We start from the raw sequence: 14,671 nt of genomic DNA on the forward strand, positions 1-14,671 counted from the left end.
GCAACTGCGCACCATAGTTCGGTCCTGCGGACCGCCCCGGAATGACGGACGAGGCAGAAGGCGCTCTGGAATTGCTGCCTCCTCACCATGAGGGGGAATCTTTCCGCGTAAACAGACCTCATCCTGGCCCGCCGAAGGCGGGCGTCTCGAAGGATGGCCGCAGGGAAGCTGCCTGCCGGGTCCCTCTGATTCGCGGCCAGGGCACAAGAACCCCGGGTGACTACCGCCCAGCGTGGTTAACCTTTCATTAGAGAATTGCGCTGCATCTTCCGCACACGAGGGAGAACTGCAATGTTTTCAAGCCGCGACGCCTTTGAAAGCGATTTCTGCCCGGTTCGCGACGAGCTCCTTGGCGAGATGTATCGCGCCAGCGAGAGTGGCCTGCCGAGGCTGGTTGAGAGTGTTTCCCCTGACGCGCGCGCCCGTCTGGCGCTGTTCTGCTATCGCCGCAGCCATCTGCACTCGCTGGCGGTCGCGATCGCAGCGAGCTGCAGCGAGCGCGACCTGATCGAGAACGGCGGCCGTGTCGGCTCGACGCTCTACGCGTTGTCGCGTCAGAGCTCGACCAAATCGTCGCCGTCGCTGTCGGGCGGCCGCAAGCCGATCACGCTGTCGACCAAGCCGCTGTCGGTGCTCGCACCGCTCGATGACGAGATCGACGACGAGATCAGCGAAGCCGTTCCGGCCTAAGCAGACTCTATAACCGGCAGCCCGAACTTCCGCCGCGCCATCGCACATTCGGCGTCGCCGGGCATGCAGGTGCGGCACACCTCCGGCCGCACCGCGTAGATGCCGCAGGCCGTCGCCTTTCCGATCTCTCCCTGCAACGCCGCGCAGCGATCGCCCTCGCAGCGCATGCCGGACTGGCGGTCGTTGACCAGCGCTTCAGGAATCGCGGCAAGCTCCTCGTCGCTCTCGATCGAGAAGCGCGGCCAGTTCTGCGAATAGCCGCAGCAGGCGCCGCAACTCTGGCAGCAGCTCGACAGGTCGATCTCTTGCATCGTCGTCATGTGTCCTTCGGCGGACCCCAGACCAGGCTCTGCCGCCATCTCGCGCGCAGCACGTCGCGCCGTTCCGGATATCGTTCGTCGAGATAGGTCGCGTCCACCACGCGGTCGGTGCGGAAGCTGCGGAAGTCGCTGCGTAGCTCGCACCAGGCCGCGAGCAGGCGCACGGCTTCGAGATAGCCGACCGAGATCGGCCAGATCATGCGTTCGCTGGCGCGGCCCTGCTCGTCGCGATAGCGCAGCATGATCTTCTTGCCCTCGTGGATCTGGGTGCGCGTGCGCACCATGTCGAGGCGATCAGGCTCCCTGTTCCAGCTCGGCCGCGCCCGGCTCGCCGGCTCCAGCACGAAGGGGCGCAGGCGCTCGGGGACCGTGTCGGCGATCTTGGCCATCAGGTCTTCGGCCGCGCGCGCGAGCGCCGAATCGGCATGACCCGCAACCCATTGCGCGCCCAGCACCGCCGCCTCGATCTCGTCGGGTGTCAGCATCAAAGGCGGCAGGTCAAAACCCTTTTCCAGGATGTAGCCCATGCCGGCCTCGCCGCGGATCGGCACGCGCTGGCCGATCAGCGTCGCGATGTCGCGATAGATCGTGCGCTTCGAGGTCTCGAGCTCGGCCGCGATCGCGTCCGCCGTCAGCGGCTTCCGCGTGCGCCGGAGCACCTGGATGATCTGAAACAGCCGGTCGGCGCGTCTCATGACAATTCTCTTCTCGAACGACGGATCAGAAATCGGCGCGCGGCTGCTGACAGGATGTTGGCAGCAGGGGGGTTCTATACCGGGACAACACATCGACTGAAGAGGATTTGTCCATGATCACTCCAATCCATCTCGGCCTGGCCGCACCGCTGTGGCGGGCGCAGCTGTGGCAGGCCCGGGCCTTTGGCCGCCTCGTTTCGCTCGATCTCATGGCCGTTGATCTCCGATTTGCACTCGCAAGCGTGGTGGCGCGCTCGCTGACCCAGGCCGCGGACGCACTGGTCCGCCACGTCATGACCCGCGCCTGGCGGGGGGCCCGTTTCGCAGAAGATATCACGGCTGCTGCCACCATGGTGGCAGCAGCCCGTCACTAGGTTCCATCAAACTTGGCAGGTTCAGGAGAGCTTTCATGATCACGCTTTACGGCTTTGGCACCGGCTTCGGCCTGCCGGAAATCAGCCCCTTCGTCACCAAGACGGAGGTGCAGCTCAAGATGGCGGGGCTGCCCTACCGGAAGGAGCGCGCGATGCCGCCCGCCTCGCCGAAGGGGCAATTGCCGTTCATCGACGATGGCGGCGAGGCGGTGGCCGATTCCACCTTCATCCGCGCCCATATCGAGCGCCGCTACGGCTTCGATTTCGACGCCGGCCTCTCGCTGCAGGAGCGCGCGCAGGCCTGGGCGTTCGAGCGCATGATCGAGCACCATGTCTATTGGGCGCTGGTCGGCGCGCGCTGGGTCGATCCGGTCAATTTTGCCAAGGGCCCTGCGCATTTCTTCGACGGCGCACCGGAGCACAACCGCGAGAAGCTGCGCGAGGACGCGCAGTTCCGCGTCGCCGAGAACTATCTGCTCTCCGGTCTTGGCCGCCATGCGCCCGATGACGACGTCGATCTCGCCGTCCGCTCGCTGTTCGCGCTGTCGGTGCAGCTCGGCGACAAGGCCTATCTGATGGGCAACAAGCCCTGCGGCGTCGATGCGACAGCCTTCGGCGCGCTCGCGGGGATCCTGACGCCGTTCTTCGAGTCCGGACTGCGGCAGCGGGCCGAGGGATTTGCGAACCTCACGGCGTATGTCGACCGCATGATGGACAATTACTATCCGGAGTTCGCCTGGACCCCGCTGCGGCAGGCAGCTTGAAACTTGATGGGATGAGCCCCGGCTGGCGCTCCGACAAAGGTGCGTTCCCTCCCCCCTTGCGGGGGAGGGCTAGGGAGAGGGGTAGCCCAGCAAAAGGTGCCGGTGTTGTTGATCCACCGAAGGCGGTGCGCGACGGAAGGAATCCCCGTGTGGCACCCCTCTCCCTGCCCCTCCCCCGCAAGGGGGAAGGGAACGGAGAGAGAGCCGTAGTTGGCCAAACTCGTTTCGAGTTTGCGCTCGCGAATCTCAAAGCCAAAACAAAAGAGCCGGCCCATCGGGCCGGCTCTCGTCGTCTCACAATTGTCGCTATGCCTACTTCACCAGCGTGTACTTGCCGTTCTTCACGGTGAGCAGGATGCGCGAGCGCTCGTCGAGGCCGTAGCGGTCCTTTTCGGTGAAGTTGTAGACGCCCTGGCTTGCCGCCAGCTCCTTCTCGGAGAGCAGTGCCTGGCGGATCGCTTCGCGGAATTCCGGCGTGCCGGGTTTTGCGGTTTTCAGCGCGGTCGGGATGATGCGCTTGAGGATCTCGAAGGCGTCGTAGGAATGACCGGCGAACTGGCTGCGGCTGTTCGGGCCGTATTTGGCTTCATACGCCGTGTTGAGCGCGAGGCCCGGCTTCTTGGTGGCGGCTTCGTCCGGCTGGTCCTCGGGGTCCATGACGGGACCGGAGGCCATCAGCACGCCTTCCGCCGCTTTGCCGGCGATGCGGATGAAGTCCATGCTGGCAGCGCCGTGGGTCTGGTAGATCAGGCCCTGATAGCCGCGCTCGCGCAGCTCGGTCTGCGGCAGCGCGGCCGCGGTGCCGGAGGCGCCGACCAGGATCGCGTCGGGATTGGCGGCGACGAGCTTCAGCACCTGGCCGGTCACCGACGTATCCGGACGGGCAAAGCGCTCCTCGTCGACGATGGTCATGCCCATCGGCACGGCCTGCGCTTTCAAATCGTTGAACCAGAGGTCGCCATAGGAGTCGGAATAACCGATATAGCCGAGGGTCTTGATGCCCTTCGACTTCATGTGATCGTACAGCACCTTGCCGACGATCGGGATCGGCTGCGGCATCGCCACCGACCACTTCATGCGTTCCGGCGTGATCGGGAAGGGCGCCAGACCAAAGTGCGGGATGCCGGCCTCGTTGGCGACGTTGGAGACCGCAATCGTCGGCGGCGTCAGCGCCGAGCCCATGATGATGTCGGCCTTGGATTCGGTGACGAAGCGGCGGGCGTTGGTGGTCGCCGTGGTGGGATCGCCGCCATCGTCGAGCACGATCACCTTCAGCGGCACGCCGCCGATCTCTTTCGGCACGAATTCCAGCGCGTTGCGCTCGGGAATGCCGAGGGCGGCGCCCGGGCCGGTCGTGGTGGTGGTGATGCCGATGGTGATTTCGCTGGTCTGGGCCAGCGCGGGCAGCGCCGGCAGGGCGAGCGTCGCCGCGGCAATCGCGGCGGTCAGGTAAAAGCGTTTCATCTATTCCTCCCTTGACGTGTTTTCTTTGAAAGCAGAAATCGAACGTGAATTCAGCCCCGTCTTTTGGTGATGCGGCGATTTAGCTTCCCGTGAATTTGGCGACCATTTCCGCCGGAAACGGCGCCGATTTCAGCTTGTCGGGGTTGGCAGGATCGCGGCCGACCAAGACGCGGGTCTCGAACCCCTCGATCGCCAGCGCCGCGCCCTTGTAGACATTGTGCTTCACCTCGAAGCTCGAGCGCTTGATGCTCTCGATCTTCGTCTCGATGGTGATCCAGTCGCCATAGGTCGAGGGGATGTAGAACTTGGCCCGCGTGTCGACCATGGGGATGCCCACCAGGCCGTATTTGCGGACCAGGTCCTGCTTGGAGAAGCCGGCGACCTCGAACAGGGTCGAGGTCGAATCGTCGAACATCGCGAAATAGCGCGGGTAATAGACGATGTTGGCGGGGTCGCAATCACCCCACTGGATCTGGACCTCGCGCCGGTTCACGAACATGCGTGTGCGCCTCGCTCTGCGAAGTTACTTGGGCGCCATGCGCAGCGAGCCGTCGAGGCGCACCACTTCGCCGTTGAGGTACGCATTCTCGACCATGTGCAGCGCGAGTGCGGCGAACTCGTCGGCCTGGCCGAGCCGGCGCGGGAAGGGGATGGCGGCGGCGAGCGAATCCTGGGCTTCCTGCGGCAGGTTCGCGAGCAGCGGCGTCAGGAATAGGCCGGGCGCGATGGTCAGGACGCGGACACCGAATTGCGCGAGCTCGCGCGCGATCGGCAGCGTCATGCCGACGATGCCGCCCTTGGAGGCCGAATAGGCGGACTGGCCGATCTGGCCGTCATAGGCGGCGACGGAGGCGGTGTTGATGATGACGCCGCGCTCGCCGGTCGCCTGCGGCTCGAGCTTAGACATCTCGGTCGCGGCAAGGCGCAGCATGTTGAAGGTGCCGATCAGATTGACCTTGATCACCTTGTCGAAATCGGCGAGCGCCATCGGGCCGTCGCGGCCGACGACGCGCTTGGCAACGCCGATGCCGGCGCAATTGACCAGCACGCGCGCCGGGCCATGGGCCTTGTTGGCCTGCGCGACCGCAGCTTCAGCGGAAGCGGCGTCGGAGACGTCGCAGGTCACGGCGACGCCCTTGATCTCAGCGGCAACGGCTTCCGCAAGCTTGGCATTCAGATCGCACACCGCGACCTTGGCGCCCTGCGCCGCCAGCTTTCGCGCGGTCGCCGCGCCCAGTCCCGATGCGCCGCCGGTGACGATGGCTGCCTGATCCTTCAACAACATGGCGTTCTCCTTTGGCGATGATTTCTTAGCCGACCGATATCACACGGTCCGACGGATTGGCAGCGTAGAGCTCGTCGATCAAGAGGTTGCGATGTTCCAGCACCGCGCGCTGGTTGATTGAGCCCTTGTCGGTGACCTCGCCCTTGTCGATCGAGAGCGGCGCGTCCATCAGGATCGCGCGCGTGATCCGCGTCGAGGAGCCCGTGGCCGTCGACAGGAAGCGGGTCAGGCGCTCGCGGAAGGCCTCGCGCACCAGCCGGTCGCGCGCGGCGACGACGAGATCGTCGGGTGGCAGCGTCGGATTGATCAGGCGGCAACCGTCGAGGTCGAGCACGACCAGCGCAGAGACCTCGTCGCGGTTGATGCCGGCGATGACGACGTCGCGCACCAGCGGCGCGCAGGCCGCGGTGAGGCGCGCGCGCAGGGGGCCGACACTGACCCAGGTGCCACTGGCGAGCTTGAAGTCCTCGCTGACGCGGCCGTCGAAATCGAAGCCGGCGTTGAAATCATCGGGATCGGCGGGCTTGAGCGCATCGCCCATCTTGTAGAATCCTTCCTCGTCGAAGGATTTTGCGGTGATGTCGGGTTGGCGCCAGTAGCCGGGCATCACGTTCGGCCCCTTGGCGCGGACCTCCAGCTTGCCGTTGTTCGGCACCAGCTTGGCGTCATTGCCCGAGACGGGCAGGCCGACATGGCCCGAGCGGCTGGTGCGCGGATTCACCGACATGAAGAACGGCGCGGTCTCGGTCGCGCCAAGGCCGGTCAGCATCGGTACGCGATAGCCCTTCTCCTTCACCGCGAGCTCGTCGAGGCTGTTCCAGACGAACGGCGACAGCGCCGCGCCGGAGAAGAACATCGCATGAAGCCGGTCGAAGAACTTTGCGCGCAGGCCCTGGTCGTCGCGCAAATAGGGCAGCAGCGATTCATAGCCCTTCGGCACGTTGAAATAGACCGTCGGCGAAATCTCCTGGAGATTGCGCACGGTCTCCTCGATGCCGCCGGGCACCGGCTTGCCGGCGTCCAGATACATCGAGCCGCCATTGTACAGCGTCAGGCCGATATTGTGGTTGCCGCCGAAGGTGTGATTCCACGGCAGCCAGTCGATGATGACGGGCGGCTCGTCCTTGAGGAAGGCGAGCGTCTCACGCAGCATCACCTGGTTGGCGCAGATCATGCGCTGGGTGTTGATGACGGCCTTGGGATTGCCGGTCGAGCCCGACGTCAGCAGGAATTTTGCGATGGTATCAGGGCAGATCTTGCCATGCACCGCGTCGAGATCGCCGTGGATCGGCGTCGCCATGAGATCGGCGAGCAGGGTGACGTCGCGGCCCGGCACCGTGCCGTAGGAGGCCGCGATCTCGGTGCCGAGCGAGACGTTGGCGGCGAGCGCGTCGGCGAACTTGTCGGCGTCCTCGGCGAAGACGAGGCCGGGCGTCAAGAGCTTCATCAGGTAAGACAGCTTGCCGTAATCCTTCGACACCAGCGAATAGGCCGGCGACACCGGGCAAAACGGAACGCCCGCGTAGAACGCGCCGAACGCCAGCAGCGCGTGGTCGATCGAATTGCCGGAGAGGATCACGACCGGCCGCTCCGCCGACAATCCGCGCGCGACCAATGCAGAGGCAATATGCCGGCTCGCGGTGAGCAGCTCGGCATAGGTGATCTTGCGCCAGCCGCGGCCGCCTTCGCGCTCGGCCATGAAGACGCGGTCCGGCGTCGTCGTCGCCCAATGATGCAGGCGGTCGGTGATGCGGACCGGATAGTCGCCGAGCGGCTGCTTCGGCCGCAGGTAGATCGTGCCGTCGTCGCGGCGCTCGACATTGACGACGGGATCGCCGAACGAAATGGGCCGCAGCGGAGAATTGCTCGCGCCGCGCTCCATGCTGGAAGAGGACGGCTGCGCGCTCATGATTTGGGTTTCACCTTCGCGGTCTTGTGCTCGAGGAATTCGCGGATCCTGCGCTTGGCCTCCTTGTCGCTCTGCGCGACGGTGGCCATCAGCGATTCCATCAAGAGACCCGTTTGGGGATTGGCTTCCGCGATCATCGGCAGCGCCTGGAGCACGGCAAAATTCGTCAGCGGCGCATTGGAGGCGATCTTGGTCGCAAGCTCCAGCGCCTTGCCGAGCCCGTTGCCGGCCTCTGTCAGATATTGCGCAAAGCCGTAGGAGGCGCCTTCGGTCGCGCTGTAGACGCGCCCGGTCAGCATCATGTCCATCATCCTGGCAACGCCGATCAGCCGCGGCAGCCGCACCGAGCCGCCGCCGCCGACGAAGATGCCGCGCTGCCCCTCCGGCAGCGCGAAATAGGTCGAGGGTTCGGCGACACGGATATGCGCGGCGCAGGCAAGCTCCAGCCCGCCGCCGATCACCGCGCCCCTGAGCGCCGCGATCACGGGCACGCGGCTGTACTGGATGCGGTCGAACACCCGGTGCCACATCTGGGAATGCAGAAGGCCGCCGGTGGCGTCGTGCTCGGTCAGCTCGGACAGGTCGAGGCCTGAGGAGAAATGATCGCCGATGCCGTGGATAACGACCGCGCCGATGTCCTCGGGCAGGGACGCAAAACACTCGCCGATTTCCAGGATGATACCGTCGTTCAGCGCATTGCGCTTGGCCGGCCGGTTCAGACCCACGGTCAGAACCCGGTCCGCCCGCTCGATCCTCAAAAGCCCGGAGGCACCCGCGTCAGCGGTATCGGCGTTTCCCTGTGTCATTTGCGTCCTTATCAGAATAGTTATGTTGTATAACGAATTTCGGGGGAGTCAACTAGGGACAGCGTTCCCGCCCCAAGAGGGCGAGGACAAGGTGGCGACGGCCGCGCCGGGTCTGCGGTCGCAACACCCCGTCGCTAGCCCATCGCCACTCCGTCGCCCTTGGCGCCGTGCTCGCGCTGGTCGAGCCACAGCGTGCCGAGCGCAAACGCCAGCCAGCCGAAATCGTAGGCAAAGCCCATGATCAGGACGATCCCGCCGGGAAGCGGTCCGACGGCGGCACGATCGACGAATTCCGCCAGGTTCGCGGCCGGCGTCGGATGGATGGCAATCTTGCCGTAATAGGCGACCGCCTGGATGACGAGAATCCAAACATAGTTGCGACGCAGTCGCCGTCCTGCGGCGCGGACGAACGAGATGTGGTGACGGGGCGCGGTGTAGTCGCGCGCGAGAATGGCCTGCCAGCTATTGTCGCGTGCTTCGCCCGTGAACATCGGGGCGTAGAAATTCTTCTCCAGCCAGCGCGCGCGGGCTCGCCAGACGTTGAAATAGCGATAGCGCCTCGCCTCCATCGCGAGGAACACGGCGACCAGCAGGCCGACGAGCATGAGCGGCAGGGGCGACGCCCCCGGGCTCGAAAAAGTCGTCGACAGCGCGATCCCCATCGTGACGATCGCCCAGTTGGTCGTGTTGTCGAGCCGCGTTCGCCAGATGGTCGAGCGATAGACCTCGCCGCGGTAGAGGTGGGCAATAGCGCCTATTTCGGCAGGATCGAAGCGGTGCTGCGGGCTCGAGTCGCTGGAAGCCATGAGGGACATGGTGGCACTCCCCTGGTCTGCGCAACCTTGCGCCGGACCATCCTGAAACCAGCCGAGCCCTGGGTCAAAGGCGGATTGCGATCCGACTTTCACATCGCGTCGGGCACACGTCTGCCTTCTCGCGGTGCGTTTCACCCGTTGTGCCAGACAGCGCTCCCTCGAAATGCTCAGAGGGCGCAGGGTAGCCAGGCGCCGGCTGGTACCCGCGCCCCCTGTGCGCAAGAACCACAGGGGGCAAACCATAGGTATAGCTGAGAATACCCGGCCTCCCTTGCACAGTTGCAGGGAATTAAATGCCGGCTGGTTAACTTCGTTGGCCGTCCAAAGGACGCACGGATTCCCTCACATCACCTGATGCGCGTCGATCACCACGCGGTCCGCATGGCGCGCGGCGGAGGCCACGAAGATGTGCTGCATCAGCCAGCGATACTTCTCGTGACCCGTCTCGAATTTCGGTACGGTGCGGAAATAGATCAGCTTCGGATCGACCGGTTCGCCGCGCTTGAGCTTTTGCAAGAGCTCGACGGGCCCGAAGCGCATGCCCTTGTTCTCGACATAGACGACGGCGCCGTCGTCGGTCTCGAAGGCGTATTTGGCTTCGAGGTCGATCAGTTCGTTGGGACGGATGGTCTGGAAGTCGGCGCCGAACGGCAGCACCTTGCCGGTGACCGCACCCGTCACCTCGCCGCCCATGATCGGGATGATGCGGCGGACGCCGGTGCCGGTCTCGCCGGCGGTGATGACGTCGCCGATGCGCGCGGTGATGGTGAAGACGTATTTTGTTTCGAGGGTGGGGGGCATCGGTCACCTCTTAACTGACTATGACGAACGATACTGCGTCTTACCCTCCCCTGGAGGGGGAGGGTCGGCGCGAAGCGCCGGGGTGGGGTGATCTCTCCGCTCAGGCAGTATTCAATGTGGAGAGACCGTCACCCCACCCCGCTCGCGCTTCGCGCGATCGACCCTCCCCCTCCAGGGGAGGGTAAGTGGCGGTCTTCGATCAGCTAATGCGCCATCATCCGCGTCGGCAGCCAGGTCGCCAGCAGCGGGAAGGCGATCAGGATCACCAGCCGCACCAGATCCGTTGCCACGAACGGGATCACGCCCTTGAAGATGGTGGAGAACGACACGTCCTTCACCACGCTCTTGATGACGAAGACGTTCATGCCGACCGGCGGATGGATCAGGCCGAGCTCGACCGTCATCACGATGATGACGCCGAACCAGATCGGGTCGAAGCCGAGATGCATGATCACGGGGAAGATGATCGGCACGGTCAGGATGATCATCGCCATGGCATCCATCAGGCAGCCGAGCACGAGATACATCACCATGATCAGCGCCAGCACGCCGTAGGGCCCGAGGCCGAGGCCGGTCAAAAATTCCGTCACCTTTTGCGGCGTCTGCGTCACCGTGAGGAAATAGCCGAAGATCAGCGCGCCGATCAGCACGGTGAACACCGCGGCCGCGGTGCGCGTCGCCTGCAGCAGCGAGGCCAGGATTTTCTCGCGGTCGAGCCGTCCGGTGACCACGCCGATGATGAAGGCGCCGGTGGCGCCGACGCCGCCGGCCTCGGTCGGCGTGAAGCGTGGCAGGAAGGGGAGGCCGTAGAGGCCGCCGATCACGAAGACGAACAGCAGCACCGGCGCCCAGATGTCCTTCAGGCCCGCAAAACGCTCGCGCCACGGCAGCACCTTGCCCTTGGGCAGGAAGTCGGGCCGGAAATAGCCGATCAGGAAGATCGTGATCATGTACATGGTCATCGCCAGCAGGCCCGGGATGATGCCGGCGATGAAGAGTTTTCCGATGTCCTGCTCGGTGATGATGCCGTAGACCGCGAGCACGGTGGAGGGCGGCAGCATGGCGCCCAGCGTGCCGCCCGCCGCGATCACGCCGGTGGCGAACGACTGCGGATAGCCGAAGCGGCGCATCTCGGGATAGGCCACGGCAGAGAACGTTGCGGCGGTCGCGACCGACGAGCCGCAGATCGCGGCAAACCCGCCGCAGGCGCCGACGGTGGCGATGCCGAGCCCGCCGCGCAAGTGCCCGACAAAGCCGTTGGCCGCGCGGAACAGCTCGCGGCTCATGCCGGAATTGGAAACGAACGAGCCCATCAGCAGGAACATCGGAATGACGCCGAAGGTGTAGTCGGTGACCGTGCGCATCGAGGTCTGGCCGACCAGCTTCAGTGCGGCCGTCCCGTTGACGAGATAGGCGAAGCCGGACACGCCGACGAGGCCCATGGCCATGCCGACGGGCACGCGCAGCAGCATCAGGACGAAGAGGGAAACGAAGCCGATAACGGCGACGGCATCGGTGCTCATGATTACTCCGTCGCCTTCAGCTTGGGGTCGTGCATCTCTTCGGGATGGAAGATCAGCCGGTAAGTGCGAATCGCAATCAGCAGCACCGCCGAGACGTCGCCGATCCAGGCAATCGCGAAGAACGGCCAGGTCGGCATGTGCATGTCGAAGGTGAGGACGTTGTCGTTGTAGGTGCCGCGCACCTTGTCGAACAGCGTCCAGGTCTGCACGGTAACGACGAACAGCAGTACGAGGGTCGCGAACACGTCGATCCAGCGCTGATAACGCGGCCCGACATTGCCCCAGACCAGGTCGACCGTGATGTGGGTGCCGCGATAGGAGGTCGCGGCGATGCCCCAGAAGATCAGGATGCCGAGCAGCATGCGGCCGATGTCGAAAGAGTCAGGGATCGAATAGTTCAGCGTGTTGCGCAGCAGCACCGACAAGAAGATGTCGAGCGCGACGAGACCGACGAAGCCGGCCGCGATCCATTCGATCGTGTCGATAAAGCGATCCATCCAGGCGCGCTTCATGGGTGTGTCCTGTGTGATGCCATTCTTACTCTCGACCCGGCGCGCTCGTCGCCTCTCCCCGCTTGCGGGGAGAGGCCGACACGCGAAGCGTGGCGGGTGAGGGGGACTCTCCGCGAGTCCGGCTGTCACCGCCCCCGCGGAGACTCCCCCTCACCCCGACCCTCTCCCCGCAAGCGGGGAGAGGGGGAGGAAGCGTCGTGCGCTCCTAACAGCACACTGGCAGAACAACGGCGGCGAAATGCCCCTCGCCGCCGTGCTCCTTCCGACGCGAAGCTACTCCGCCAGCGCGTTGTACTTCTTCAGCGAGGCCTTCAGCTCGCCAAGCGCCGCATCGGGATCGGCGCCGGCCTTCTTGGCGCCGTCACCCCAGGTCTTGACCAGCGGCTCGGCCGCCTTCTTCCAGGCGGCAGTCTGCTCGGGTGAGAGCTTGTAGACCTCGTGGCCGGATTCCGCCTTGATCTTGTCGATGCCGGCATCCTCGAACTTGCCCCAGTGCTCGCCGACCGCGCCGGCCATCTCGACCGTGCAGTTCTTGTCGATCGCGGCCTTCTGCTTGTCGGACATCGAATTGTACTTGTCCTTGTTGATCACGAACACGAAGGTCGTGGTGTAGAGCGGCGCCTCCATGTCGTACTTGGTCACCTTGTCGATGCCGAACAGCACCAGGGAGCCCCAGGGGAAGGTGACGCCGTCGGCGACGCCGCGCTCGATGATGTCGCGCACTTCCGGTGCCGACGACTGCACATTGGTGCCGCCGAGCGAGGTGACGAAGTTCGCCATGGTGGCGTGCGCCGGGCGGATCTTCAGCCCCTTCACGTCCTCCGGCATGGCGATTTTCTTGGTCTTGGAGTGGAAGGAGGAGGGCGAGTGGACGAAGGCCAGGCAGTATTTGACGTCCTTCATCTCCTTCTCGGCATATTTGCGGTACCAGGCATCGAGCCCCATCGAGCCGCCCTTGGCGTCCGAGATCAGGAACGGCAATTCGCCGGCGCCGACGATCGGGAAGCGGCCGGGCTGGTAGCCGGGATTGACATAGGTGACGTCGGCGATGCCGTCGCGCGCCATGTCGTAATGGTCGAAGGCCTTGCCGAGCTGCTGGGCCGGAAACACCTTGCCTGTGATGGTGCCGCCGGAATCCTTGTTCACCGCGGCCACCCAGTCTTCCAGGGATTTCTGCAGCGGGTGCGAGGCCGGCACCCAGTGCGAGACCTTCAGGTCGAAGGTCTTGTCCTGCGCCAGCGCAGGGCTCACGCTTGCTGCCAGCAGCAAAGCCAGACAGGCCTTTCTCATCACGCGTCTCTCCCTCTTTTCAAAGCCGGGCTTCGATGGCCCGGGCTCATTATTTAACATGTTATATAATTGGCGGGCGCGTTCAAGCCGGAACTGGCGCGACATCTATGTCAGCCATGTTGCATGGATTTGTCGCTGCTAGCGCGACGCGCTCTCCTCTTTTGCCCAACAATTATATGATATAATTATCGTCTGCGGATCGGCGCGACAAGCGCGTCCGCGCCGCACCCTACAGAATCGGGAGGAGCAAGTATTGCGGACAAAAGTCGCAATCATCGGGGCCGGGCCGGCTGGATTGTTGCTTGGGCAACTGCTGCATCGATACGGCATCGACAATGTCATCCTGGAGCGGCAGAGCCCGGACTATGTGCTGGGACGCATCCGCGCCGGCCTCCTGGAGGAGGGAACCGTCGCTCTGCTCGATCAGGTCGGCGCCGGCACGCGGGCGCATGCCGAAGGCCTGGTGCATGAAGGCATCGAGCTCGCCTTTTCCGGCCGCCGCCACCGCATCGACATGAAGGCTGCGACCGGCAAGACGGTGATGATCTACGGCCAGACCGAGGTCACGCTCGACCTGATGAATGCGCGCAAGGCTGCTGGCCTCGTGTCGGTCTACGAGGCGAGGGACGTGCAGCCGCATGATTTCGACGGCAGTCACCCGCGCGTAACCTATGTGAAGGACGGCGTGACCCACACGCTCGATTGCGATTTCATCGCCGGCTGCGACGGCTTCCACGGTGTCAGCCGCGCCAGCGTGCCTGATACGGCGATCGAGGAGTTCGAGCGGGTTTATCCGTTCGGCTGGCTCGGCATTTTGTCCGAGACGCCGCCGGTCAGCCACGAGCTGATCTACTCCAACCACGCGAGAGGCTTTGCGCTCTGCACCATGCGCTCGATGAAGCGCAGCCGGCACTACGTGCAGTGCTCGCTCGACGACCATGTCGACCAATGGCCGGACGATCGCTTCTGGGACGAGCTGAAAAGCCGGCTCGACCAGGAAGCCGCCGACAGCCTCGTCACGGGACCGTCGATCGAGAAGAGCATCGCCCCCTTGCGCAGCTTCGTCGCGGAGCCGATGCGCTTCGGCAAGATGTTCCTGTGCGGCGACGCCGCCCACATCGTGCCGCCGACCGGCGCGAAGGGACTGAACCTCGCCGCCAGCGATGCGCATTATCTGTCGAGTGCGCTGCGCGAATTCTACGACGAGAAATCGAACGCCGGCATCGATGCCTATTCCGCCAGGGCGCTGGCCCGCGTCTGGAAAGCCGTGCGCTTCTCCTGGTGGATGACCTCGATGCTGCACAAATTCCCCGACACCGGCACCATCGGCGCCCGCATCCAGCTCGCCGAGCTCGACTACGTCACGCAGTCGCAGGCCGCAATGACGTCGCTGTCGGAGAATTACGTGGGGCTGCCGTTCTGA

Annotated in this window: 16 protein-coding genes; 4 read left to right on the top strand and 12 right to left on the bottom strand. The window is 64.6% G+C overall.

What is annotated here, in order from left to right:
* Positions 1-291: 291 nt before the first annotated feature.
* Positions 292-690: a hypothetical protein gene (locus tag JQ635_RS24925; RefSeq protein ID WP_211412420.1), complete on the top strand. Its 399-nt coding sequence runs from the start codon at positions 292-294 to the stop codon at positions 688-690.
* Here the strand turns inward: JQ635_RS24925 and JQ635_RS24930 are convergent.
* Together JQ635_RS24930 and JQ635_RS24935 are read right to left on the bottom strand one after the other, a co-directional pair.
* A complete protein-coding gene (locus JQ635_RS24930) occupies positions 687-1,010 on the bottom strand; it encodes a YkgJ family cysteine cluster protein (RefSeq protein ID WP_246583724.1) in 324 nt (107 codons plus the stop codon). The genes JQ635_RS24925 and JQ635_RS24930 overlap by 4 nt on opposite strands.
* A complete protein-coding gene (locus JQ635_RS24935) occupies positions 1,007-1,705 on the bottom strand; it encodes a helix-turn-helix transcriptional regulator (RefSeq protein ID WP_183249310.1) in 699 nt (232 codons plus the stop codon). The genes JQ635_RS24930 and JQ635_RS24935 overlap by 4 nt, the downstream gene beginning before the upstream one ends.
* A gap of 113 nt (positions 1,706-1,818) precedes the next feature.
* Here JQ635_RS24935 and JQ635_RS24940 point away from each other — a divergent pair, with 113 nt between their 5' ends.
* Both JQ635_RS24940 and JQ635_RS24945 read left to right on the top strand, forming a co-directional pair.
* Complete coding sequence (locus JQ635_RS24940) at positions 1,819-2,079, top strand: hypothetical protein (RefSeq protein ID WP_211412422.1); 261 nt, start codon at positions 1,819-1,821, stop codon at positions 2,077-2,079.
* A 35-nt stretch (positions 2,080-2,114) separates the two neighbouring features.
* A complete protein-coding gene (locus JQ635_RS24945; RefSeq protein WP_211412423.1) occupies positions 2,115-2,843 on the top strand; it encodes a glutathione S-transferase family protein in 729 nt (242 codons plus the stop codon).
* A 312-nt stretch (positions 2,844-3,155) separates the two neighbouring features.
* On the opposite strand, the gene JQ635_RS24950 is transcribed toward JQ635_RS24945, so the two are convergent.
* From JQ635_RS24950 to JQ635_RS24995, 10 genes are all read right to left on the bottom strand, one after another.
* Positions 3,156-4,307 carry an ABC transporter substrate-binding protein gene (locus JQ635_RS24950; RefSeq protein ID WP_211405420.1) on the bottom strand — a complete coding sequence of 384 codons (1,152 nt, stop codon included), beginning with the start codon at positions 4,305-4,307 and terminating at the stop codon, positions 3,156-3,158.
* A gap of 79 nt (positions 4,308-4,386) precedes the next feature.
* The gene (locus JQ635_RS24955; RefSeq protein ID WP_211412424.1) at positions 4,387-4,806 is read right to left on the bottom strand and encodes an acyl-CoA thioesterase; all 420 of its coding nucleotides are present in this window, start codon (positions 4,804-4,806) and stop codon (positions 4,387-4,389) included.
* Between the two features lie 24 nt (positions 4,807-4,830).
* A complete protein-coding gene (locus JQ635_RS24960; RefSeq protein ID WP_211412425.1) occupies positions 4,831-5,592 on the bottom strand; it encodes an SDR family NAD(P)-dependent oxidoreductase in 762 nt (253 codons plus the stop codon).
* 25 nt (positions 5,593-5,617) lie between these two features.
* The gene (locus JQ635_RS24965) at positions 5,618-7,501 is read right to left on the bottom strand and encodes a feruloyl-CoA synthase (protein WP_211412426.1); all 1,884 of its coding nucleotides are present in this window, start codon (positions 7,499-7,501) and stop codon (positions 5,618-5,620) included.
* A complete protein-coding gene (locus JQ635_RS24970) occupies positions 7,498-8,307 on the bottom strand; it encodes a crotonase/enoyl-CoA hydratase family protein (protein ID WP_183249324.1) in 810 nt (269 codons plus the stop codon). The genes JQ635_RS24965 and JQ635_RS24970 overlap by 4 nt, the downstream gene beginning before the upstream one ends.
* A gap of 134 nt (positions 8,308-8,441) precedes the next feature.
* Complete coding sequence (locus JQ635_RS24975; protein ID WP_211412427.1) at positions 8,442-9,122, bottom strand: DUF2270 domain-containing protein; 681 nt, start codon at positions 9,120-9,122, stop codon at positions 8,442-8,444.
* Positions 9,123-9,464: 342 nt separating this feature from the next.
* Entirely contained in the window at positions 9,465-9,923 is a 459-nt protein-coding gene (locus JQ635_RS24980) for a DUF3237 domain-containing protein (protein WP_211412428.1), read from the bottom strand.
* Positions 9,924-10,126: 203 nt separating this feature from the next.
* Entirely contained in the window at positions 10,127-11,446 is a 1,320-nt protein-coding gene (locus JQ635_RS24985) for a TRAP transporter large permease (RefSeq protein ID WP_211412429.1), read from the bottom strand.
* Positions 11,447-11,448: 2 nt separating this feature from the next.
* Complete coding sequence (locus JQ635_RS24990) at positions 11,449-11,958, bottom strand: TRAP transporter small permease (RefSeq protein WP_211412430.1); 510 nt, start codon at positions 11,956-11,958, stop codon at positions 11,449-11,451.
* 273 nt (positions 11,959-12,231) lie between these two features.
* The gene (locus JQ635_RS24995) at positions 12,232-13,248 is read right to left on the bottom strand and encodes a TRAP transporter substrate-binding protein (protein ID WP_211412431.1); all 1,017 of its coding nucleotides are present in this window, start codon (positions 13,246-13,248) and stop codon (positions 12,232-12,234) included.
* A 253-nt stretch (positions 13,249-13,501) separates the two neighbouring features.
* Between JQ635_RS24995 and pobA the strand changes: the two genes are divergently transcribed.
* Positions 13,502-14,671 (top strand): 4-hydroxybenzoate 3-monooxygenase, encoded by a 1,170-nt coding sequence (gene pobA, locus JQ635_RS25000; RefSeq protein ID WP_211412432.1) that lies wholly within the window; start codon positions 13,502-13,504, stop codon positions 14,669-14,671.

The organism is Bradyrhizobium iriomotense (assembly GCF_018130765.1).
Lineage (GTDB): Bacteria > Pseudomonadota > Alphaproteobacteria > Rhizobiales > Xanthobacteraceae > Bradyrhizobium > Bradyrhizobium iriomotense_A.

Excerpts from the sequence above, each read along its gene's own strand:
- JQ635_RS24935 (WP_183249310.1), bottom strand. The coding sequence starts at position 1,705 with ATGAGACGCGCCGACCGGCTGTTTCAGATCATCCAGGTGCTCCGGCGC.
- JQ635_RS24985 (WP_211412429.1), bottom strand. The coding sequence starts at position 11,446 with ATGAGCACCGATGCCGTCGCCGTTATCGGCTTCGTTTCCCTCTTCGTC.
- JQ635_RS24990 (WP_211412430.1), bottom strand. The coding sequence starts at position 11,958 with ATGAAGCGCGCCTGGATGGATCGCTTTATCGACACGATCGAATGGATC.
- JQ635_RS24995 (WP_211412431.1), bottom strand. The coding sequence starts at position 13,248 with ATGAGAAAGGCCTGTCTGGCTTTGCTGCTGGCAGCAAGCGTGAGCCCT.
- JQ635_RS24975 (WP_211412427.1), bottom strand. The coding sequence starts at position 9,122 with ATGTCCCTCATGGCTTCCAGCGACTCGAGCCCGCAGCACCGCTTCGAT.
- JQ635_RS24980 (WP_211412428.1), bottom strand. The coding sequence starts at position 9,923 with ATGCCCCCCACCCTCGAAACAAAATACGTCTTCACCATCACCGCGCGC.
- JQ635_RS24925 (WP_211412420.1), top strand. The coding sequence starts at position 292 with ATGTTTTCAAGCCGCGACGCCTTTGAAAGCGATTTCTGCCCGGTTCGC.
- JQ635_RS24940 (WP_211412422.1), top strand. The coding sequence starts at position 1,819 with ATGATCACTCCAATCCATCTCGGCCTGGCCGCACCGCTGTGGCGGGCG.
- JQ635_RS24970 (WP_183249324.1), bottom strand. The coding sequence starts at position 8,307 with ATGACACAGGGAAACGCCGATACCGCTGACGCGGGTGCCTCCGGGCTT.
- JQ635_RS24930 (WP_246583724.1), bottom strand. The coding sequence starts at position 1,010 with ATGACGACGATGCAAGAGATCGACCTGTCGAGCTGCTGCCAGAGTTGC.
- JQ635_RS24945 (WP_211412423.1), top strand. The coding sequence starts at position 2,115 with ATGATCACGCTTTACGGCTTTGGCACCGGCTTCGGCCTGCCGGAAATC.
- JQ635_RS24965 (WP_211412426.1), bottom strand. The coding sequence starts at position 7,501 with ATGAGCGCGCAGCCGTCCTCTTCCAGCATGGAGCGCGGCGCGAGCAAT.
- JQ635_RS24950 (WP_211405420.1), bottom strand. The coding sequence starts at position 4,307 with ATGAAACGCTTTTACCTGACCGCCGCGATTGCCGCGGCGACGCTCGCC.
- JQ635_RS24960 (WP_211412425.1), bottom strand. The coding sequence starts at position 5,592 with ATGTTGTTGAAGGATCAGGCAGCCATCGTCACCGGCGGCGCATCGGGA.
- JQ635_RS24955 (WP_211412424.1), bottom strand. The coding sequence starts at position 4,806 with ATGTTCGTGAACCGGCGCGAGGTCCAGATCCAGTGGGGTGATTGCGAC.